Below are 18,884 nucleotides of genomic sequence, written 5' to 3' on the forward strand. Positions count from 1 at the left end.
CTCGGCCATGCAGTGCGACTACTTCGACCGCGGGGTGTGCCGGTCGTGCACGCTCATGGGCCAGCCCTACGCCGACCAGGTCCTCGACAAGGAACTCCGCACGCGCGAGCTCCTGCACGCCGCGGTCGAGGCCGCCGGAGGCCCCGGAGCGGTCTCCTGGTCGCCCGCGATCACGAGCCCGGAGTCGGGGTACCGGAACAAGGCGAAGATGGTCGTGGGCGGGACCGTCCAGCACCCCACCGTCGGCATCCTCGACCACCGGCAGCGCGGGGTGGACCTGCGGCACTGCGGGATCTGCACGCCCGGCATCCGGCACGCGTTGCCCGTGTTGGCCGAGTTCGTCTCGACCGCCGGGCTGATCCCGTACGACGTCGCCGCGCGCCGGGGTGAGCTCAAGTACGTCCTGGTCACCGAGTCGCCCGACGGCGAGTTGATGATCCGGTTCGTGCTGCGTTCCGAGGGGCAGCTCCCGCGGCTCCGCCAGCACCTCGACGCCCTGCGTGCCGTACTGCCGAACGCGGTCGTGGTGACCGCCAACCTGCTGCCCGAGCACAAGGCCGTCACCGAGGGCGACCGCGAGGTCGTGCTGACCGAGCAGGAGACCCTGCCGATGCGGCTCGGCGGGATCACGATGCACCTGCGGCCGCAGAGCTTCTTCCAGACGAACACCGGCGTCGCGACGGAGCTGTACGCGCAGGCGACGGCCTGGATCGACGAGCTCGACCCGGCGTCGATGTGGGACCTGTACTGCGGCGTCGGCGGGTTCGCGCTGCACGCTGCCCGTCCCGGCCGCGTGGTGACCGGCATCGAGACGAGCGCCGAGGCGATCCGCTCCGCGAAGCAGTCCGCTCGTGAGGCCGGCCTCGAAGGCCTCCGGTTCGCCGCCGACGACGCGACCGAGCACGCCCTCCGGGCTCGTCCGGACGCGGTGCCCGAGCTCGTCGTCGTGAACCCTCCGCGTCGCGGGATCGGGGAGCGGTTGTCGACCTGGCTCGAGGAGTCGGACGTCCAGCACGTCGTCTACTCGAGCTGCAACCCGGTGACCCTGGCGAAGGACCTGGCACGCATGCCGTCGTTCCGTCTGCGCCGGGCCAGGGTGCTCGACATGTTCCCGCAGACCGGGCACCTCGAGGCCGTGACCCTGCTCACGCGGGCCTGATCCCGACCGTCGATCGGCATTGCCAGGGAATTGCCAAGGACACGTACCCGGGTACGCCTCGATCACCATGGCCATGGGCATCGAGCCGTTCAGGTTCTGGGGCGGGGTACATAGCATGCACGGGTAGAACCGTTTGTCTCGGTTTGATAACGGTCAAGAGTTTCCTATGGTTGCCGACCGAGGTGCCGCCGGCCCGATGACCACTGCCCCCGGTGGCGCACCCCCACAACTGACCGCGATCGGTCGGGGTGGGCAGTGGATCCCGCAACAGATGCGGCTCGTGACCCCGGTGGAGCAATCACATGAAGAAGCTTTCCCGTACCCGCACCATCGTCGGTGGCCTGGCGTTCGCCGGCATCGCCGCGACCGGTGTCGGCCTCGCGGCAGCCCCCGCGAACGCAGCGTCCGGTTCGACCTGGGACCAGCTCGCGCAGTGCGAGTCCGGCGGCAACTGGGCCATCAACACCGGCAACGGCTACTACGGCGGCCTGCAGTTCAACCTCGGTACCTGGCAGGCGAACGGTGGCGCGGGCAACCCCGCCTCCGCCAGCCGCGAGGCCCAGATCGCCGTCGCCGAGCGTGTCCTCGCCTCGCAGGGCTGGGGTGCATGGCCCGCCTGCTCCGCCCAGCTCGGGCTGAGCGGCACCAGCGGTGCAGCCCCCGCCGCGGCAGCTCCGGCTCCCGCGCCCGCACAGCAGGCCGCCCCGCAGCCCGCTGCACCGGCACCGGCTCCCGCCGAGCAGGCCGCCCCGCAGCCGGCCGCGCCGAGCACGACCGAGTCGACGCCCGCCCCGGCAGCGACGACGCCGAGCAAGCCGGCCCCGGTCAAGACGAGCGGCAAGACGTACACGATCGCCCCGGGTGACACGCTCGACACGATCGCGACGAAGCTCGGGATCGACGGCGGCTGGAAGCAGCTCTGGGCCGCGAACACGTCGACCATCGACGACGCGAACCTGATCTACGCCGGCCAGGAGCTCCAGCTCCCCGCCTGATCTCTCCGCAGACCGAACACGACGACGCCCCACGACCTCGAGTCGTGGGGCGTCGTCGTGCGTGCGGTGCCGGGCTACTGCGGGTTGTCGCTGAGCCAGCCGGCGACGTCGTCGGACCGGAGCGCCTGGGACAGCGAGGCGACCTCGAGTCCGTTCAACGTGACGACCGACTGCCCGTCCGGCGAGGTGCCGGAGCCTGCCGTCGGGACGGTGAAGGTCACCAGGTCGTCGGCCCGTGCGGCCCGGAGCGACCAGCCCAGCTCGACGAGCCGTGAGGACGACAGCCCCGCGTCGACCGCCAGGTGGTCGCTCGTCGCGGCGACGAAGTTCCTGGATGCGCCCCGGGTTGGTGACGGTGCCGCGGGACAGCAGTCCGTCCACGACGCCGCGCATGAACGCCTGCTGGTTGCGGACCCGCGTGTGGTCGGCGTCGGCGAAGGCGTAGCGCTCCCGGACGAAGGCGAGCGCGGCGGCGCCGTCGAGCCGGTTCGCCCCCGCCGTGAAGTCGTGGCCCCGTGCCGAGAACGCCCGGGGGGAGTCGACCGTGACCCCGCCGAGGGCATCGGTCATGTCCGCGAACCCGGCGAAGTCGATCTCGGCGACGTGGTCGACCCGGACGTCCAGGAGCTGCTCGACGGTCTGCACGGTCAGGGGTACTCCGCCCCAGGAGTAGGCGGCGTTGATCTTCGCACGGCCGTGTCCGGGCACCTCGACCCACGAGTCCCGCATGATCGACATGAGGTAGACGTGCTGCCGGTCGGCGGGGACGTGCACGAGCATCAGGGTGTCGGAGCGCCCGCCGAGCTCGGGCCGCGCACCTTCGGGTCCGCCCTGCGCTCGGGCGTCGGACCCGATGAGCAGGATGTTCTCACCGCCGGAGGCACTCGGCCGAGCGCCGTTCGGGAACGGGTCGGCAATGGTGTCGCGACCGGCGTCGAAGCTGCGCGCGAGTCCGCCGACGAACACACTCGCCACGACGGCGAGGACCAGGGCGACACCGACGAGCGAGCCGAGCGTCGCGATCAGGGCGACCAGGAACGGTCGCCGTCGCCGGGTGCTGGGACGGGGTGCGCGGCGGGTGTGGGTTGCGGCCGCCCGGGCGGCTCGGCGTTCGGACATGCGGGGCTCCTGTGGTCAGGTCGGCACGCACCGACCACAGGATCTTATCGCATGTGGTATTTCATGAACAGTGTGTCACTCGGACTGCGGTTTGGCGAGCAGTTCGCCCAGTGCCGTCCGGAGCGCCGAGTCCTCCGGCAGGACCTCGCGCTCGATGTGCCGCGCGGTCTCCCAGGCGGACCGGCCAGCGGACGTCACGCTCACCACGCGGCGCCGGCGATCGGCGGGATGCGGGGTGCGCTCGACCAGGCCGTCCCGCTCCATCCGCTCGAGCGTGCGGGACATCGTCTGCGGCTGCACCCGGGCCGTGCGGGCGATGGTGTCCGCGCCGGTCGGACCGGTCCGGATGAGGATGTCGATCGCGACGACCGCGGCGTGCGAGAGCCCGATGGCGCGGAGCCGTTCGTCCCAGTCCCGCTCGACGGACCGTGCAGCCGCGGACAGCAGGCGCCCGAGGGGCCACTGCTCGCTCGTGTCCTGCATGCCGTGATTCTATGGTCGTCAGGAGCGCTCGACCGTCAAGTGATCAGCATGCTGACGATCGGTGTACGCTCACCGACGTGTCCCGCTTCCTCCGCATCGTCCTCCCCGCGCTCGTCATCGTGGTCTGGCTCGGCATCGCCTCGGTCGGCGGTCCCTTCTTCGGCAAGATCTCCGAGGTCTCCACCAACGACCAGACCTCGTTCCTGCCCGCCTCGGCCGACGCCACGAAGGTGCAGGAGCGGTCCTCCGAGTTCCGCGACGAGTCCGGAGCGCCCGCGATCATCGTCCTCGAGCGCGACGGCGGACTGACGTCGGCCGACCTCGCCGACGCGAAGACACTCGCCACGAAGCTGCCCGACCGCGCCGACGTCGATGCCGTCAGCCCCGTGATCCCGAGCGAGGACGGCGACGCGGTCGAGATCGTCGCCACGCTCACGCAGGACGCCGAGACCGGAGATGCGGTCGAGGCCATCCGGGCCGACGTCGACGACGCACTGCCGTCCGGTGTGAGCGGCTACGTCACCGGCCCCGCCGGGTTCACCGCGGACCTGACCGAGGCCTTCGCCGGCATCGACGGGCTGCTGCTCGGGGTGGCGCTCGCCGCGGTGTTCGTGATCCTGATCATCGTCTACCGATCACCCCTGCTGCCCGTCCTCGTGCTCGGGACCGCCACGTTCGCCCTGTGCGCCTCGATCCTCGTGGTCTGGTGGCTCGCCAAGGCCGACATCGTGACGGTCAACGGGCAGGTCCAGGGCATCCTGTCGATCCTGGTGATCGGCGCGGCGACGGACTACGCGCTCCTGTACACCTCGCGCTTCCGGGAGGCGCTGCGCGACCACCGCACCGGCTGGGACGCGACGAAGGCCGCCCTGCGGGGGAGCCTCGAGCCGATCCTGGCCTCGGGTGGCACGGTGATCGTCGGAGTGCTCTGCCTGCTGCTCTCCGACCTCAACTCGAACAAGGCGCTCGGCCCCGTCGCGGCCATCGGCATCGCGTTCAGCCTGCTCGCCGCCCTGACGCTGCTGCCCGCGCTGCTGCTCGCGTTCCGCCGCGCGGCGTTCTGGCCGCTGCGTCCCGCGTTCGGCAGTGCCCACCCCGTGCTCACCGGTCCGGACGCCCGCGGCATCTGGGCGCGCGTCGGCCGGCTCGTCGCCCGGCGGTCGCGGGTGGTGTGGATCGTCTGCACGGTCGGCCTGCTCGCGATGGGTGCCGGCCTGTTCGGACTCAAGGCGGACGGGGTGCCGCAGAGCGACCTGATCATCGGGTCGTCGCAGGCCCGTGACGGTCAGGACGTGCTGGCCGACCACTTCCCGGGCGGCTCGGGCAGCCCCGCGCAGGTCATCGGCGCGGAGCGCGACCTCGACCAGCTCGTCGACGCGATCACCGCGGTGGACGGGGTCGACGGTGTCGTCGCCGCAGCGAAGGACAGCCCCGCCGGGACCGTCCCGGTGACCGGGTCCGCCGCCGGCAGCAGCACGCCGACCGTCTCCCGCGGTGACGTCCTGCTCGAGGCGACGCTGTCCGATGCCGCCGACTCGGACGCCGCCGAGCAGACCGTCCGCGACCTCCGCACCGCCGTCGAACGGGTCGACCCGGGAGCGATCGTCGGTGGCGTCACCGCGACGGCGGTCGACACGAACGACACCGGCATCCGTGACCGCACCCTGATCATCCCCGTGGTGCTCGTCGTGATCCTGCTGATCCTGATGCTCCTGCTCCGCAGCATCGTCGCGCCGCTCGTGCTGATCGGCAGCGTGATCGTGTCCTTCGCGGCGGCCCTCGGTGTCGGAGCGCTCGTCTTCGACCACGTGTTCCACTTCCCGGGCGCGGACCCGAGCGTGCCGCTGTACTCGTTCGTGTTCCTGGTGGCACTCGGCGTCGACTACAACATCTTCCTCATGACACGAGTGCGTGAGGAGGCGCTGCGGCACGGTCCACGCGAGGGCGTCCTGCGTGGACTCGGCGTGACCGGCGGAGTGATCACGTCGGCGGGCGTCGTGCTCGCCGCCACGTTCGCCGCCCTCGGCGTGATCCCGATCCTGTTCCTCGTGCAGATCGCGTTCGTCGTCGCGTTCGGCGTCCTGCTCGACACGATCGTGGTTCGTTCGCTGCTCGTGCCGGCGCTGGCCTACGACCTCGGGCACCGCGCCTGGTGGCCGTCGCGCCTCTCGCGCACGAACCCTGACATGTGACACGCTGGACCCATGCCAGTTCCCTCGACGCAGCCCGCTGCCGAGCGCAAGCTCCTCCGTGACACGGTGCAGGACAAGATCCGCGACGCCATCATGGACGGCACGCTCGAGCCCGGGGAACGGCTCAACGACGACGACCTGATCGCCTGGCTCGGGGTCTCCCGCACCCCGATCCGTGAGGCCCTCGCCGAGCTCGCCCGGGCCGGCCTCATCGAGATGGCACCGAACCGCTACACCCGGGTCGCGGCGCCGACGAAGGGTGAGCTCCTCGACGCGTACCGCACCCTCGGCGTGATCTACGGCGGCGTCGTGCGGCTCGCGGTGCCCCGGTTCACGGACGCGCAGCGCAAGAAGATCGTGAAGATGCTCGACGACGTGCACGCGCGGGTGAGCGCCGACGAGCAGGACCAGGTGGCGCGCGACGGAGCCGGCATCTACGCCATGTGGGCGGATGCGTGCGGCAACCCCTCGCTCGTGCAGCTCTGCAACTCGACCACGGACGGGCTCTCCTTCAAGCTCCGCGTGCCGGAGCTCGCCGAGCTCCTGCCGGCCGACGTGATCCTGCCCGAGCTGACGAAGCTCAAGGACGCCGTCGTCGCGAAGGACCCCATCGCTGCCGAACTCGCCATGGAGGCGATCCACCTGCTCCCGTCGCGCGGCTAGCGCGACCAGGAGACGGACTGGAGGCCCGTGGGGACGCCGCCACGGGCCTCCAGTCCGTCACGGGGTGACGGCGAGTGCGGGGTGACCTTCCAGGCGCATCCCATGTCCGTTCCCCGCGTGGCGGTTATGGTTTCCCGGTGAGCAACGAACCCGAGCAGACGACCGAGCCCGCACACCGCGGTGCTGCGACGCCGCGCCACGGGCGCCAGAAGCGTCGGGCGGGCGTCGTGTTCCCGGCCGTCGCGGGGGTGCTCACGATGGCCCTGCTGCTGGGCGTCGGGTACGCCGGGTACGCGTACAACCAGCTGTCCGACGGTGTCACGATCGTCAACGCGATCACCGGCAAGAAGGACACGAAGGACGACGTCGACGGCAAGGCGCAGAACATCCTGCTCGTCGGGGACGACCACCGGCCGGAGAACGCCACCCCCGAGCAGATGGCGGAACTCAGCACGACGTCGGACGGCGGTGCGACGAACACCGACACGATGATCGTCCTGCACATCAACGCCGACGGCAGCCAGGCGACGATGATCTCGTTCCCCCGTGACTCGTACGTCGACATCCCGGACGTCGGCAAGGGCAAGCTCAACAGCGCCTTCTACTACGGCACGCTCAACGGCGGTGGCGACACCGGCGGTGCGAAGATGCTCATCAAGACGATCGAGAACCTGAGCGGCCTGCAGATCGACCACTACGTCCGCGTCTCGCTGCTCGGCTTCTACCAGGTCGTCAAGGAACTCGGCCCGGTGCAGGTCTGCCTCAACCAGGCGACCAGCGACCCGTACTCCGGCGTCGACCTGCCCGCGGGCAAGTCCTCGCTCAACGCGAAGGAGGCGCTGTCCTTCGTGCGACAGCGCCACGGCCTGCCGAACGGTGACCTGGACCGCAACGTCCGCCAGCAGTACTTCCTGTCGCAGGAGGCCCGGAAGGTCACGTCGGCGGGGACGTTGCTCAACCCGGTGAAGATGGGGAACATCCTCAAGGCCGTCGGCGGATCGATCCAGACCGACACCGACCTCATCGACCTGGCGTCACAGATGCGCAACCTGCGGCCCGGCAACATCCAGTCCGCCACGATCCCAACGCTCGGCACGCCGACCATCTACGTGAACGGGTCCGCCCTGTCGATCGTCGAGGTCGACACCGTCGGCCTGCCCGCGTTCGTGCAGGGCCTGGTCGGCGAACCCGAGGCGTACACGAAGGCCGGCCGCGCACAGCCGGCGAACACCTCGGTCACGGTGCTGAACGGCAGCGGGGTCGAGGGCGCAGCGACGGCTGCGGGGCAGGTCCTGACCGCCCGCGGCTTCCAGGTCGCCCCGGCCGGCTCGTCCGCGACGACGAAGACCACCCAGGTGCAGTACCCCGCCGGTCAGGAGTCGCAGGCGAAGGCCATCGCGTCCGTGGTGCCCGGCGCCGTCGCCGTCCGCACCAGTGCGGTCACCGGTGTCACGCTCGTGCTCGGCACCGACGGCAAGACCGCCAAGCCGATCGCGACCGAGCCGAGCGCCGGGGCCTCGACGCCGTCGACCGGCGGTTCGAGCACCGGCTCGAAGCCGACGAAGAAGCCCGCGAAGGAGCCGACGCCCAAGTCGACCGACGTGCACAACTACGGCACCGAGGGCACCTGCATCAACTGATGGGAACCCGCCGGGCAACCGATCGGTAGGTTCACGGTGTGACCAGCGCCGCACGCCCGATCGTCCTGATGACCTACAACATCAAGAACCCGGACCCCGCGCACGACTGGCCGGCCCGCCTGCCGGTCGTGCTCGACCTGATCCGCCGGCACGACCCCGACCTGCTGTGCGTGCAGGAGGCCTTCGCGCACCAGATGGACGACCTCCGTGCCGGCCTGCCGGACCACGCCGACGTCGGACAGGGGCGCGAGGGCGGTGACGCCGGCGAACACGCGTCCGTCTTCTACCGCCGCGACCGGTTCCGGCCGTCCGACGAGGGGTCGTTCTGGCTGTCGGACACCCCGGACGAGCCCGTTTCGAACACCTGGGGCAGCCTGTACCCGCGGATCGCGAACCACGCCCGGTTCCTCGACGCCGAGGGACCCGCGTTCACGCTGCTCACCACGCACCTGGACCACGAGCCCGGTGCGCACGGTGACGAGGTCCGCGGCCGGAGTGCCGCGCTCATCGCCGAACGTCTGGCGGGCACCACCGGCCCGGTCGTGTTCGCGGGGGACTGCAACGAACCCGCGGGCAGCGGGACGGCCTCGCGGGTGTTCGCCGAGGCCGGGTTCGCCGACGCCTGGCTCGCCGCGGGGGACCCCGCCGACCGCACCGCCACGTTCAACGACTGGCAGCCGCCGGTCGACTCGGGCGAGCGGATCGACTGGGTGCTCACCCGCGACGTCAGCGCCGTGGACCGCGTCGTGATCGACCACGACGGTCCCGAGACCTGGTTCGCCAGCGACCACTTCCCGGTGATCGCGACACTGCGGGTCTGAGTCGCTTCAGCAGCTGCGCTGCGCGTGGACGGGCATCGGTGAACCGAGCACCGTGACGGTCGTCTCGTTCGTCAGGGCGGAGACCCCGTTGGTGCCGGCGTCGTCGGAGTGCTTGCTCGACTCGTCGTCGTCGTCGTCGTCGTCATCGTCGTGCCGGTCCGCCCAGCCCTCGCGGAGCAGGAGCTGCCAGGCGCGCGAGTCGTCCGAGCCGTAGGACACCCGCTCCGAGCGGGGAGCGTCGGCGATCTCGTCCGCGATGTCGTCGCCCACCCGGACACCGCCCGGGCCGGTCAGCTCGATCTGCCGGCCGAGCACGCTGCGGACCGAGTCGCGCAGCACCCGGATCTCGACGGCGTTGCCGGCCGCCGCGTCGGTCGTCAGGGCTGCGACGCGGATGGCGCCGCCCCAGGTGTAGGTGGTGCCGGCGGGGAAGCACGCCCCGCCGTCACCCTCGGCTGTCTGCGTGCGGGAGGGTGTGCCCAGCAGACGGTTCAGGACGCTCACGGTCAGCCCGGAGTCGCGCATCGAGGACTCCACCACGGTGTCGTCGCCGTTCCGGAGCACGAGAGCCTCGGCGTCGAGCTCGATCGAGTCCACCCGGCGGAGTTCCGCCTTCGTCACGTGCACCGGAGCGGCGTCGTGCGAGGTCTCGGCGGCCACGGCCACGTCGGCCCCGAGCCCGGTTGTGCCGTCGAACGCGAGCGCACCGGCCGAGAAGGCCAGCACGGCGGCGCCGAGCGCCAGCAGGGTCCGAGGAGTCACCGTTCGACGGTAGGGCCTCGATCGGAACAGAACGACAGGTGTTACCGAATCGGAGCCTGCCCGTCACCGGACCGTGACAAACGAGGATCACGCACCTGCGGCCCTGGAACGGCGCGGTCGACGGGCGCAGGCCGCTCCGCGCAACGGGGGACAGCCTCCTGGACGGCCCGCAGCGACCCCCTGCGTACCGTCGGCGGCATGACGGACCAGCAGAACGACCAGACCGGGCCTGACCAGTACGTGATGCAGGACCCCACGAAGATGTACGCCGACAAGAAGCCCGACGAGCAGTACCTCGAGGGTGCCGGCACCGACGCGGAGATGGCGCAGAACGTCCCCGCCGACCACGGTGAGGACACCTACCGCGGCTCGGGTCGCCTGACCGGCCGCAAGGCGCTCGTCACCGGTGGCGACTCCGGCATCGGCGCCGCCGTGGCCATCGCCTACGCCCGCGAGGGTGCGGACGTCGCGATCTCGTACCTGCCCGAGGAGCAGGAGGACGCCGACCGCATCGTCGGGCTCATCGAGGCCGCCGGACGCAAGGCCGTCGCACTGCCGGGCGACATCACCTCGCTCGAGGTCTGCGAGCAGCTCGTCGCCGACGCGGTCGAGCAGCTCGGTGGCCTCGACATCCTGGTGAACAACGCCGGCAAGCAGCAGAACGTCGACGACATCACCAAGATCTCCGACGAGGAGTTCGACGAGACCTTCAAGACGAACGCGTACGCGACGTTCCGGATCACGAAGGCCGCCGTGCCGCACCTGCAGCCCGGCTCCACGATCATCAACACGACGTCGATCCAGGCGTACGCCCCGTCGCCGCACCTGGTGCACTACGCGGCCACGAAGGCGACCGTGAACAACATGGCGAAGGGCCTGGCCGCGCAGCTCGCGCCGAAGGGGATCCGCGTCAACGCGGTCGCTCCTGGCCCGATCTGGACGCCGCTGCAGCCGGCCGGCGGTCAGCCGCCGGAGGCGCTGCCGAGCGCGGGCGAGCAGACCTACCTGGGCCGCTGGGGCCAGCCGGCCGAGCTCGCGCCGGCCTACGTGTTCCTGGCGAGCGGTGAGTCGTCGTACGTCGTGGGCGAGACGCTGCACGTCGACGGTGGGATGCCGACGCCGTAGGGTGCCTGCTCCTGACGGGGCTCTGACGGGAGGCGCGGTGCCGGTGGGCACCGCGCCTCCCGTCGTCCGTGTGGTCGGGTCCACGGCGCCTGGTCGCGTCAGCAGCTGACGGAGCGCGCCATCCGCTCGAGGAGCTCGCGCGCCGACATCGCGGCGGCCAGCTCGACCTCGACGGGGTTGATGCCGATCGCCTGCTCGAACGCGCGACGGCGGGCCTGGTCGGCGATCGGCACCTCGGGGCGCTGGGGCAGCACGGCGATGGCTCGAGCCGCCGCCTCGAACGCACCGGCGGGCCGTCCGAGCTGTTCCCACATGGCCCGGACGTCGTGCGCCACCTGCTCGGGGTCGCCGCCGAACTCGAAGCCGGTCGAGGCCATGGTCGCGAGTCCCTGGGCTGTGGGGTCGTTCGGGGTCATGCCCGCATGGTCGCACGGACGGCCGCGAACCGGCTCGACGTCGGGGTCTGTCCCCCCTTGTGCCGACACCCGTACCGGGGATTCTGGTGTCCCCCGTTCTGCGTTTGGATGGAGGTACCCCGGATCCGGGGTGACACGGACAGGACGTCCGGGGACGACGGAGGGCACGATGCTCGAACACACCAGCTCCGACACGCAGGCCGCAGCGGCCGCGGCGGCCACGCTGCACCTGCGGATCACGATCGTGGGGGCCACCGTCGACCTGCTCCGGGACGTCCCCTTCCACGAAGCCCGGCCCGTGCAGGTCGCCGAGCGGATGGGCATCAGCGTCGCCGAGCTGGAGCAGCACTTCCCGTCGTGGGACGGCCTGGTCCTCGCCGCGCTGGACCGCTGGAACGGTGCCCGGATGGACGAGGTCACGCACGAGGTCGGTGACGGCTCGACCGTGGACCTGCTCCGCGCCATCGTCGCCTCGAACGCCGAGGACCCGGCCCTGATGCGCCTGCTCGTCGCCCTGCTGTCCGTCGCGGGCAACCCGGCGCACCCGATGGCGACCTACCTGCGGTCGCGGTACCAGCTCTTCTTCGCGCAGATCAAGCGCGGCCTGGAGCACGACGTCGCCATCGGCCGTGCCCCGCACACGATGGACCCCCGCCGCGGTGCCGAGCAGCTCATCGCCCTGTACGAGGGGCTGCAGCTGCAGGCCCTGCTGCGCGCCGAGCTCGACCTGGTGGCGGCGTTCGACCGCGCGGTCGCCCGGCTCGAGCGCGGCTGGATGGAGCGGTACGAGCCGCAGGCCGCCCGCCGTCTGGCGATGTGGGACGACGACGACTCGGGCAGCTGGGAGATCTGACCGGCGGTTCGTCCGCGGAGCGCGTTCCTTGCGCCGTCGTGCAGCGCCCCGCGGGTACTCCGGGAGGCGCAACCTGACGGAAGGAACCGACATGGCAGCACCGAACCCCATCCAGGTCCAGAAGTACCTGAGCGGCATCGACTACCCGGCGTCCAAGGACGACGTGGTCTCGACGGCCGAGCAGGAGGGCGCCCCGGACGACGTCCTCGAGGCGCTCCGCGCGATCCCGGACGGCGAGTACGACGCCCCGACCGCGGTGTCGAGCGCGGTGTCCGACGCCGGCTGAGCGCGGCGGACTCACTCGGTGAGCAGAAGAGGTCGGGTGCGTGCGTCGCACCCGACCTCTTCTGCTCACGAAGCGTCTTCCGGGGCGGTGCCGGCCGCGCAGCTCATGAAGCGCCGTTCGAGCGCGACCCGCGCGGCACCGAACCGTCGCCGGGGTCGTACCCGGTGTCACGGATGACACGCAGCGCCGTGGTGTCGTTGTGGACCGAGTGCACGACGACCCGACGCGTCCGGCGGAGCGCTCGACGGGCACCGGGCGTCGCGAAGAGCCCACCGAGCACCAGGCCCGCGCCGATCCCGAGTGCCACGGACACCGCTGCCACGAAGTCGAGCGCGGCGCTCGACGACCCGGACATGAAGTTCAGCAGGGCGTTCGACACGGCGACACCGGGCAGCAGCGCCCCGCAGAACGCCGGCACCGCGATCGCCGCCACGGCCGTGCGCATCCGGACGGCCGCGTAGGTCGAGAGCACCCCGAGCAGCACCGCCGCCAGGAACGTCGCCCCGAGGAGCGGCAGCCCGGCCTGGCGCAGCGCCCACAGCGCGGCACCGGCGGCGACCGAGAACACCACGGCGACCGGGATCACCCGGGCGCTCGCCTGCTGCACGAAGCAGTTCGCGCCCGCTGACACCACGGTCAGTGACAGCGACGCCCAGAGCGGCAGGGTCTGCGTTACGATGCCGGACGGGTCGACCTCGATCCGCAGCCAGTGCGTCATCGCGATCCCGGCCGGCACCCCGACCACGATCGCCGCGATGACCAGCCCGATGTAGAACGCCCGGGCCACGGCCATCGCCCGGAACCCGGAGATGGCGTCCTGCGCCCAGGTCACCAGGGACGGGTGCGGCAGCAGGAGCACCACGAGTGCCGCCACCATCGTCGCCGCACCGTTCGCGTTCAGCACGCCGGCCCAGATGGCCAGCGTGCCGATCGCCGACGCCACCGCGCCCTGCGCCCCGGACACGAAGAACTGCGGGTACCCCCGGTCGGTGAGCCAGCGCCCGGAGACGATGATCCCGAGCATCAGCACGAACGCCCCGAGTCCGGCCCGCCACCCGCCTCCGGCCTGCACGGCGATCGAGATGCCGAGGATCGACAGGCCGACGTCCGACAGCCACATCGGCCACCGCGGCGGGAGTCGCAGGACGGCGACCAGGGCGCTCACCGCCGAGGTCATGTCGCGGTCGTCGTGGATCAGGTCGTCGACGATCTGGTTCGCCCGCGCGAGCTTGTCGAGGTCGGAGCCGTCCGACCGCACGGTGCGGACCTTGACGAGCGGCGGGACGTCGGCCGGGGCGTACTGGATCGTCACCGAGCTGCCGGAGAAGTCGAGGTCGAGCGGCGCGAGGTTCCACTTCGTCGAGACCGCGACGACGGCCGTCTCGACGCTGCGGGTGTCGGCACCGGAGGCGAGCATGACCTCGGCCAGGTCGAGGCAGAAGTCGACGATCTGGGTCGCCGTGTACTGGTCGCGCCCCTTGGCGTCGGGCTCGACGTGCTCGTAGATCGTCCCGCGCAGGCGGGCTCGTGCGTCGCGCAGGTCGTGCTGCGCGAGGCTGCGGCGTCGTGGCCGGGGTGGGCGGCCCGGCTTGTGCGGGCCCGGGGGGTGCTGCTCGGCCATCACGCCATGGTGCCAGTCGACGGCGGCCGAGTCCGGACGTCCGCTGGACGCCTTCGGATCAGCCCCGGCGGCGCGTGCTCAGACGACCGAGGGCGAACGCCGCGACGACCGCGCCCACCAGCACGAGGACCGGTCCGGCGGTCAGCTGCCACGGTCGGCCGTTGGCGACGAACGCGTAGTCGGACAGCGGGGCGACGGCGGCGAAGCCGAACGTGAACGTCGGAGCCGTCAGCACGAACACGATCCCGACGACGACGGCCAGCAGGCCGAGCCAGAGGGCGACGAGGGTCGGGGTGGCGAGGAAGCGGGGCACGGCACCCAGCGTAGGTGGACGACGGACGGGAGGCCCGGTGCCAGCTGGCACCGGGCCTCCCGTCCGTCACGTGGTGACGGTTCCTGCTTCGCGCGCCTACTGCGCTGCGTTCGCTACTGCTCGAAGGTCGCGTGCAGCGTGATCTCGACGCCGGTCAGCGCCTTGCTGACGGGGCAGGTCGCCTTGGCGTCCTCGGCGGCCTTGAGGAAGGCGGCCTCGTCGATGCCGGAGACCTCGCCGCTGACGGTCAGGACGATGCCGGTGAGGCGGAAGCCGCCGGCCGGGTCCGGGCCGAGCGAGACGTCGGCCTTGACGTCGAGGGCCTCGACCGTGCCGCCGGCCTCGCCGAGGACCGCGGAGAACTGCATGGCGTAGCAGGCCGAGTGTGCGGCGGCGATGAGCTCCTCGGGGCTCGTGGTGCCCCCGGCGTCCTCGGCGGTGCGCTTCGGGAACGAGACGTCGTACGTGCCGACCTTCGAGCTCGAGAGTTCGACCTGGCCGGAACCGTCCTCGAGGCCGCCGTTCCAGGCGGTGCGTGCGGTGCGAGTGGGCATGCCCGCTCCTTTCGTGTGGGGGAGCGGCCCCGAACGGGACCACCGCTCCTGAGTCAATCGGAGAACGAACGTTCTCGCAACGGGCTCACGGCGAAGACGCAGGTCTGCCCTACGATCTGGCACATGGGGGACAGCGACAAGACAGGCTTCCGCGAGTCCGTACTCGAGCAGGGGCCGGCCGACGTGACGAACCCGGTGGTCGCCTGGCTCCGGTTCTGGACGCAGGGGTGGCGGTTCCACGGGCGGGCGAGTCGCTCGGAGTTCTGGTGGGTGATCGCGCTCGAGCTCGCGCTGGTCGGGGTCGCGCTCTGGGTCGTCGGCGTGCACGGGACCGCAGGGCGGTGGGAGATGTACGTCGACCCGTTCGGGGTCGTTCCGTCACCGCGGGTCTCGTTCCACCTGATCGACCGCGGGCAGGGGGCGTGGTTCGGCTGGGGCAGCGGTGGGCGGGACGTCTGGCCGGACGCGTGGGACCTGGCGATCCTCGTGCCGACGATCCTGACCATCGTGCCCCGGTGGTCGCTGCTCGTGCGGCGACTGCACGACCGGGACCACAGCGGGCTGTGGATCCTGCTCCTCGTGTTCACCGGACCGCTCGGTGCGGTCGTGCTGGGTGTCATGGTGGCGCGGTCGTCGCGTCCCGGTGGGGCACGGTTCGACCGTGGACTGTTCGCGGGAGGGCGTGACCCCGAGGCAACTGGACGACACATGTCGTCCTCGACGACAGGTGTAGCGTGAAGGGCGATCAAAGGAGAACCCCATGCGCGCCGTCGTGTTCGAGCAGTACCAGACCTTCCCGTCCCTGACCGAGGTCCCGAAGCCCGCCCCCGGGCCCGGTGAGGTCCTGCTCAAGGTCGCCGGCGCCGGTGCCTGCCACTCGGACGTCGCCGTGTACCGCGAGTTCCAGCAGGGGCAGCCGGGAGCCCAGGCCCCCGCCTTCGTGCTCGGCCACGAGAACTCCGGCTGGGTCGAGGCCGTCGGTGACGGGGTCACCGGCTTCGCCGAGGGCGACGCCTACCTGGTCTACGGGCCGGTCGGCTGCGGGCACTGCTCGTACTGCTCGAAGGGACAGGACACCTACTGCGAGAACGCCGCGACGAACCCGTACATGGGGATCGGCCTCGGGCGCGACGGCGGCATGGCGGAGTACGTGAGCGTCCCGGCGCGGAACCTCGTGCCGCTCGGCGACGCCGACCCGGTCGCCGCCGCACCGCTGAGCGACGCCGCGCTCACGCCGTACCACGCGATCAAGAACTCCCTGCCGAACCTGGCTGGTGGCGGTCGCTTTGCGCTCGTCGTCGGGCTCGGTGGCCTCGGGCAGATCGCCGTGCAGATCCTCACGGCGCTCACCGGTGCCACGGTCATCGCGACCGACATGAAGCAGGACGCGATGGACCGCGCCGCAGCCCGGGGCGCGATCACCGTCCCCGGCGGCCCGGACCAGGCCGAGCGCATCCGCGAGATCACCGGCGGACGCGGCGTCGACGCTGCCTTCGACTTCGTCGGTGCCACCCCCACGATCAAGGTCGCGCAGGCCTCGATGGCGGTCGGCGGGCGGTTCACCGTCGTCGGGATCGCCGGCGGCACCACCGAGTGGAACTTCTTCGCGACGCCGTACGAGTCGACGATCACGAACACCTACTGGGGCACCATCGAGGACCTGCACGAGGTCGTCGCGATGTACCGCGCCGGGCAGATCGTCCCCGAGGTCGAGCGCTACGCGCTGTCCGACGCACTCGAGGCGTACCGGAAGCTTGAGGCCGGCGAGCTCTCGGGTCGCGCGGTGGTCGTCCCGACGCTCTGAACCGGGCGTGCCCGGTCGAATCGGGCGTACCTGGTCGGATCGGGCGTACCTGGCGGAATCGGGCGTGCCTGGTCGGAAGTTCTGACCAGGTACGCCCGATTCCACTTTCCAGTGCGGGTGTTCTGGGAAGGAACGGGCGTCGGTCAGCGTCCCGCCGCGTACCCCTGCGCGCCGCGGGGGTTCGCGGCCGCGCCGAGGATCCCGGTGTCCGGGTCACGGGTGACGCACGACAGCCGGCCCAGGCTCCAGTCACCGCCGCGGGTCACGACGTGTCCGCGGGCCTCGAGCGCCGCGATGACCTCCTCACCCAGGCGGTCCTCGACGACCAGTCCGGCGGGCTCCCACGTGCGCGGCCAGAACGACCCCGGGAACGACGTGGTGTGCAGCGCCGGTGCGTCGATGGCCTGCTGCGGGGAGTACCCGCCGACGATCCACCGCAGCAGGAACAGCAGCTGCCACTGGTCCTGCTGGTCACCGCCGGGGGAACCGAGCGCGGCGACCGGCTGCCCGTCGCGGAGCACCAGGGTCGGGGTCAGCGTCGTGCGGGGGCGCTCGCCGGGCCGCAGGGTCGAGGCCGTGCCCGGTTCGAGCCACGTCATCTGCAGTCGGGTGCCGAGGCAGAACCCGAGCTCGGGGATCGTCGGCGACGACTGCAGCCACCCGCCGGACGGGGTCGCGCTGACGATGTTGCCCCAGCGGTCCACGACGTCGATGTGGCACGTGTCGCCGCGGGTCTCGCCGTCGGGGGTGACGAACGGTTCGCCGCGGTCCTCGAGCGGAGCGGCGGGCGGGACCTCGGTGTCGGCTTCTGCCTCGCGGGCGACCTGCACGGTCGGTTCGCCCACCCCGACCGACCCGGCGGAGTCGTACGAGGTGCGGATCGGCGGCAGCGCGTGCTCGGCCCCGGCGATCGTGCCGGGTCGGAGCTCCGCCGAGGCCCGCTCGCCGATCAGTGCGCGGCGCTCGTCGGCGTAGGCGTCGGAGAGCAGGACGTCCATCGGGACCTCGCCGTCGCCGTAGAACGCCTCGCGGTCGGCGAGGGCGAGCTTCTGCGCCTCGACGATCGTGTGCGCGCCGAGCTCGGTCGACGGGTCGAGCAGGGCGTCGTCGAGCGGTTCGAGCAGCCGCAGTGTCTGGAGCAGCGCCGGACCCTGGCCCCACGGTCCGGTCTTGGCGATCGTGCAGCCGCGGAACTCGGCGGTCGTCGCGGGTTCGTACGACGCCCGGAACGCCGCCAGGTCGGACGCCCGGATGACCCCCGCGTGGTCGGTGCCCGACGCGTGCCGGTGCGGTTCGCGGACGAACCGGTCGATCGCCTCGGCGACGAACCCCTCCGCCCACTCGGACCGGGCCGCATCGATGCGGCCGGTCCGGCTGCCGGCACCGGCGCCGGCCTCGACCAGCCGGTCGAGCACTGCAGCGAGTGCCTCGTTGCGCACCAGGTCCCCGGAGACCGGCACCGTGCCTCCCGGCAGCCACTGCGTGGCGGAGGTGGGCCAGTGCTGCTCGAACAGGCCGCGCACGGCGGTGATCGTCCGGACCACCGCAGGTGCGACCGGGTGTCCGTCGCGGGCGTACCCGATCGCGGGGGCGAGGACGTCGGCCAGCTCCCACGTGCCGTGGTCGCGGAGCAGGAGCAGCCAGGCGTCGACGGCGCCGGGGACGGTCGAGGCCAGCGCGCCGGAGCCGGGGACCAGGTCGAGGCCCTCGGCGCGGTAGTGCTCCGGGGTCGCGCCCTCGGGCGCGGGACCCTGACCGACCAGCACCGTCGGCACGGGGTTGGCTGCCGTCGCGAAGACCGCCGTCAGGTCGCCCCCGGGGCCGTTCAGGTGGGGCTCCACGACCTGCAGGACGAAGGCCCCGGCGACGGCCGCGTCGAAGGCGTTGCCGCCGCGCTCGAGCACCGACTGGGCGGTCGCCGTCGCGATCCAGTGCGTCGAGGCCGCCATCCCGAACGTGCCCCGCAGGTCCGGACGGGTGGTCTGCGCAGCGGGAGGGACGAAGGCGGGGTTCGGCGTCGACATGGTCCCATCCTGTCCCGCGGCGAATACTCCCGTGCTGTACACCCCCCGTCCAAG

19 protein-coding genes and 1 pseudogene are annotated in these 18,884 nt (G+C 71.7%); 11 read left to right on the forward strand and 9 right to left on the reverse strand.

What is annotated here, in order from left to right; genetic code table 11:
* Positions 1 to 7 precede the first annotated feature (7 nt).
* Both rlmC and DEJ09_RS18480 read left to right on the forward strand, forming a co-directional pair.
* Entirely contained in the window at positions 8 to 1,159 is a 1,152-nt protein-coding gene (gene rlmC, locus DEJ09_RS09940) for a 23S rRNA (uracil(747)-C(5))-methyltransferase RlmC (protein WP_111088390.1), read from the forward strand.
* A 302-nt stretch (positions 1,160 to 1,461) separates the two neighbouring features.
* Positions 1,462 to 2,154, forward strand: coding sequence for a transglycosylase family protein (locus tag DEJ09_RS18480; RefSeq protein WP_111088392.1), 693 nt, complete (start codon positions 1,462 to 1,464; stop codon positions 2,152 to 2,154).
* A gap of 74 nt (positions 2,155 to 2,228) precedes the next feature.
* On the opposite strand, the gene DEJ09_RS18120 is transcribed toward DEJ09_RS18480, so the two are convergent.
* The 3 genes and pseudogenes from DEJ09_RS18120 to DEJ09_RS09955 form a co-directional block, all read right to left on the reverse strand.
* Positions 2,229 to 2,375, reverse strand: coding sequence for a hypothetical protein (locus DEJ09_RS18120; protein ID WP_181433325.1), 147 nt, complete (start codon positions 2,373 to 2,375; stop codon positions 2,229 to 2,231).
* A gap of 163 nt (positions 2,376 to 2,538) precedes the next feature.
* Positions 2,539 to 3,273: pseudogene (locus DEJ09_RS18515) on the reverse strand (LCP family protein); the annotation flags it as partial.
* 75 nt (positions 3,274 to 3,348) lie between these two features.
* Positions 3,349 to 3,756, reverse strand: coding sequence for a MarR family winged helix-turn-helix transcriptional regulator (locus DEJ09_RS09955; RefSeq protein WP_111088394.1), 408 nt, complete (start codon positions 3,754 to 3,756; stop codon positions 3,349 to 3,351).
* 77 nt (positions 3,757 to 3,833) lie between these two features.
* Between DEJ09_RS09955 and DEJ09_RS09960 the strand changes: the two genes are divergently transcribed.
* From DEJ09_RS09960 to DEJ09_RS09975, 4 genes are all read left to right on the forward strand, one after another.
* Positions 3,834 to 5,948 carry an efflux RND transporter permease subunit gene (locus DEJ09_RS09960; protein ID WP_111088396.1) on the forward strand — a complete coding sequence of 705 codons (2,115 nt, stop codon included), beginning with the start codon at positions 3,834 to 3,836 and terminating at the stop codon, positions 5,946 to 5,948.
* A gap of 12 nt (positions 5,949 to 5,960) precedes the next feature.
* Positions 5,961 to 6,611 (forward strand): GntR family transcriptional regulator, encoded by a 651-nt coding sequence (locus DEJ09_RS09965; protein WP_111040062.1) that lies wholly within the window; start codon positions 5,961 to 5,963, stop codon positions 6,609 to 6,611.
* Positions 6,612 to 6,748: 137 nt separating this feature from the next.
* Positions 6,749 to 8,251, forward strand: a complete 1,503-nt coding sequence (locus tag DEJ09_RS09970) for an LCP family protein (protein WP_111028644.1) — start codon at positions 6,749 to 6,751, stop codon at positions 8,249 to 8,251.
* 38 nt (positions 8,252 to 8,289) lie between these two features.
* Positions 8,290 to 9,072 carry an endonuclease/exonuclease/phosphatase family protein gene (locus DEJ09_RS09975; RefSeq protein ID WP_111088398.1) on the forward strand — a complete coding sequence of 261 codons (783 nt, stop codon included), beginning with the start codon at positions 8,290 to 8,292 and terminating at the stop codon, positions 9,070 to 9,072.
* A gap of 6 nt (positions 9,073 to 9,078) precedes the next feature.
* Here DEJ09_RS09975 and DEJ09_RS09980 read toward each other — a convergent pair whose 3' ends face one another.
* On the reverse strand, positions 9,079 to 9,834 hold the full coding sequence (locus DEJ09_RS09980; protein ID WP_111088400.1) for a hypothetical protein: 756 nt from the start codon (positions 9,832 to 9,834) through the stop codon (positions 9,079 to 9,081).
* Positions 9,835 to 10,032: 198 nt separating this feature from the next.
* On the opposite strand from DEJ09_RS09980, the gene DEJ09_RS09985 reads away from it, so the two are divergent.
* Complete coding sequence (locus DEJ09_RS09985; protein ID WP_110858602.1) at positions 10,033 to 10,959, forward strand: SDR family oxidoreductase; 927 nt, start codon at positions 10,033 to 10,035, stop codon at positions 10,957 to 10,959.
* 98 nt (positions 10,960 to 11,057) lie between these two features.
* Here DEJ09_RS09985 and DEJ09_RS09990 read toward each other — a convergent pair whose 3' ends face one another.
* Positions 11,058 to 11,375 (reverse strand): hypothetical protein, encoded by a 318-nt coding sequence (locus tag DEJ09_RS09990; protein WP_111024588.1) that lies wholly within the window; start codon positions 11,373 to 11,375, stop codon positions 11,058 to 11,060.
* Between the two features lie 169 nt (positions 11,376 to 11,544).
* Between DEJ09_RS09990 and DEJ09_RS09995 the strand changes: the two genes are divergently transcribed.
* On the forward strand, positions 11,545 to 12,228 hold the full coding sequence (locus DEJ09_RS09995; protein WP_111088401.1) for a TetR/AcrR family transcriptional regulator: 684 nt from the start codon (positions 11,545 to 11,547) through the stop codon (positions 12,226 to 12,228).
* 91 nt (positions 12,229 to 12,319) lie between these two features.
* Positions 12,320 to 12,514: a DUF2795 domain-containing protein gene (locus DEJ09_RS10000; protein ID WP_027467172.1), complete on the forward strand. Its 195-nt coding sequence runs from the start codon at positions 12,320 to 12,322 to the stop codon at positions 12,512 to 12,514.
* Positions 12,515 to 12,617: 103 nt separating this feature from the next.
* On the opposite strand, the gene DEJ09_RS10005 is transcribed toward DEJ09_RS10000, so the two are convergent.
* The 3 genes from DEJ09_RS10005 to DEJ09_RS10015 form a co-directional block, all read right to left on the reverse strand.
* Entirely contained in the window at positions 12,618 to 14,135 is a 1,518-nt protein-coding gene (locus DEJ09_RS10005; protein WP_111040059.1) for a threonine/serine exporter ThrE family protein, read from the reverse strand.
* Positions 14,136 to 14,193: 58 nt separating this feature from the next.
* Positions 14,194 to 14,448 carry a hypothetical protein gene (locus tag DEJ09_RS10010; RefSeq protein ID WP_111040058.1) on the reverse strand — a complete coding sequence of 85 codons (255 nt, stop codon included), beginning with the start codon at positions 14,446 to 14,448 and terminating at the stop codon, positions 14,194 to 14,196.
* 113 nt (positions 14,449 to 14,561) lie between these two features.
* The gene (locus tag DEJ09_RS10015; protein ID WP_027467170.1) at positions 14,562 to 15,002 is read right to left on the reverse strand and encodes an OsmC family peroxiredoxin; all 441 of its coding nucleotides are present in this window, start codon (positions 15,000 to 15,002) and stop codon (positions 14,562 to 14,564) included.
* A gap of 123 nt (positions 15,003 to 15,125) precedes the next feature.
* Between DEJ09_RS10015 and DEJ09_RS10020 the strand changes: the two genes are divergently transcribed.
* Together DEJ09_RS10020 and DEJ09_RS10025 are read left to right on the forward strand one after the other, a co-directional pair.
* A complete protein-coding gene (locus DEJ09_RS10020; RefSeq protein WP_111088403.1) occupies positions 15,126 to 15,740 on the forward strand; it encodes a DUF805 domain-containing protein in 615 nt (204 codons plus the stop codon).
* A gap of 22 nt (positions 15,741 to 15,762) precedes the next feature.
* Positions 15,763 to 16,806 (forward strand): NAD(P)-dependent alcohol dehydrogenase, encoded by a 1,044-nt coding sequence (locus DEJ09_RS10025; protein WP_111088405.1) that lies wholly within the window; start codon positions 15,763 to 15,765, stop codon positions 16,804 to 16,806.
* 143 nt (positions 16,807 to 16,949) lie between these two features.
* Here the strand turns inward: DEJ09_RS10025 and DEJ09_RS10030 are convergent, their stop codons facing one another.
* Positions 16,950 to 18,830 (reverse strand): gamma-glutamyltransferase family protein, encoded by a 1,881-nt coding sequence (locus DEJ09_RS10030; RefSeq protein WP_111088407.1) that lies wholly within the window; start codon positions 18,828 to 18,830, stop codon positions 16,950 to 16,952.
* Positions 18,831 to 18,884 lie beyond the last annotated feature (54 nt).

Source organism: Curtobacterium sp. MCLR17_055 (assembly GCF_003234305.1).
GTDB lineage: Bacteria > Actinomycetota > Actinomycetes > Actinomycetales > Microbacteriaceae > Curtobacterium > Curtobacterium flaccumfaciens.

Bases quoted from the DNA above. Each gene is read 5' to 3' on its own strand.
- rlmC (WP_111088390.1), top strand. From the start codon at position 8: ATGCAGTGCGACTACTTCGACCGCGGGGTGTGCCGGTCGTGCACGCTC.
- DEJ09_RS18480 (WP_111088392.1), top strand. From the start codon at position 1,462: ATGAAGAAGCTTTCCCGTACCCGCACCATCGTCGGTGGCCTGGCGTTC.
- DEJ09_RS09955 (WP_111088394.1), bottom strand. From the start codon at position 3,756: ATGCAGGACACGAGCGAGCAGTGGCCCCTCGGGCGCCTGCTGTCCGCG.
- DEJ09_RS09965 (WP_111040062.1), top strand. From the start codon at position 5,961: ATGCCAGTTCCCTCGACGCAGCCCGCTGCCGAGCGCAAGCTCCTCCGT.
- DEJ09_RS09985 (WP_110858602.1), top strand. From the start codon at position 10,033: ATGACGGACCAGCAGAACGACCAGACCGGGCCTGACCAGTACGTGATG.
- DEJ09_RS09990 (WP_111024588.1), bottom strand. From the start codon at position 11,375: ATGACCCCGAACGACCCCACAGCCCAGGGACTCGCGACCATGGCCTCG.
- DEJ09_RS09995 (WP_111088401.1), top strand. From the start codon at position 11,545: ATGCTCGAACACACCAGCTCCGACACGCAGGCCGCAGCGGCCGCGGCG.
- DEJ09_RS10000 (WP_027467172.1), top strand. From the start codon at position 12,320: ATGGCAGCACCGAACCCCATCCAGGTCCAGAAGTACCTGAGCGGCATC.
- DEJ09_RS10005 (WP_111040059.1), bottom strand. From the start codon at position 14,135: ATGGCCGAGCAGCACCCCCCGGGCCCGCACAAGCCGGGCCGCCCACCC.
- DEJ09_RS10015 (WP_027467170.1), bottom strand. From the start codon at position 15,002: ATGCCCACTCGCACCGCACGCACCGCCTGGAACGGCGGCCTCGAGGAC.
- DEJ09_RS10020 (WP_111088403.1), top strand. From the start codon at position 15,126: ATGGGGGACAGCGACAAGACAGGCTTCCGCGAGTCCGTACTCGAGCAG.
- DEJ09_RS10025 (WP_111088405.1), top strand. From the start codon at position 15,763: ATGCGCGCCGTCGTGTTCGAGCAGTACCAGACCTTCCCGTCCCTGACC.
- DEJ09_RS10030 (WP_111088407.1), bottom strand. From the start codon at position 18,830: ATGTCGACGCCGAACCCCGCCTTCGTCCCTCCCGCTGCGCAGACCACC.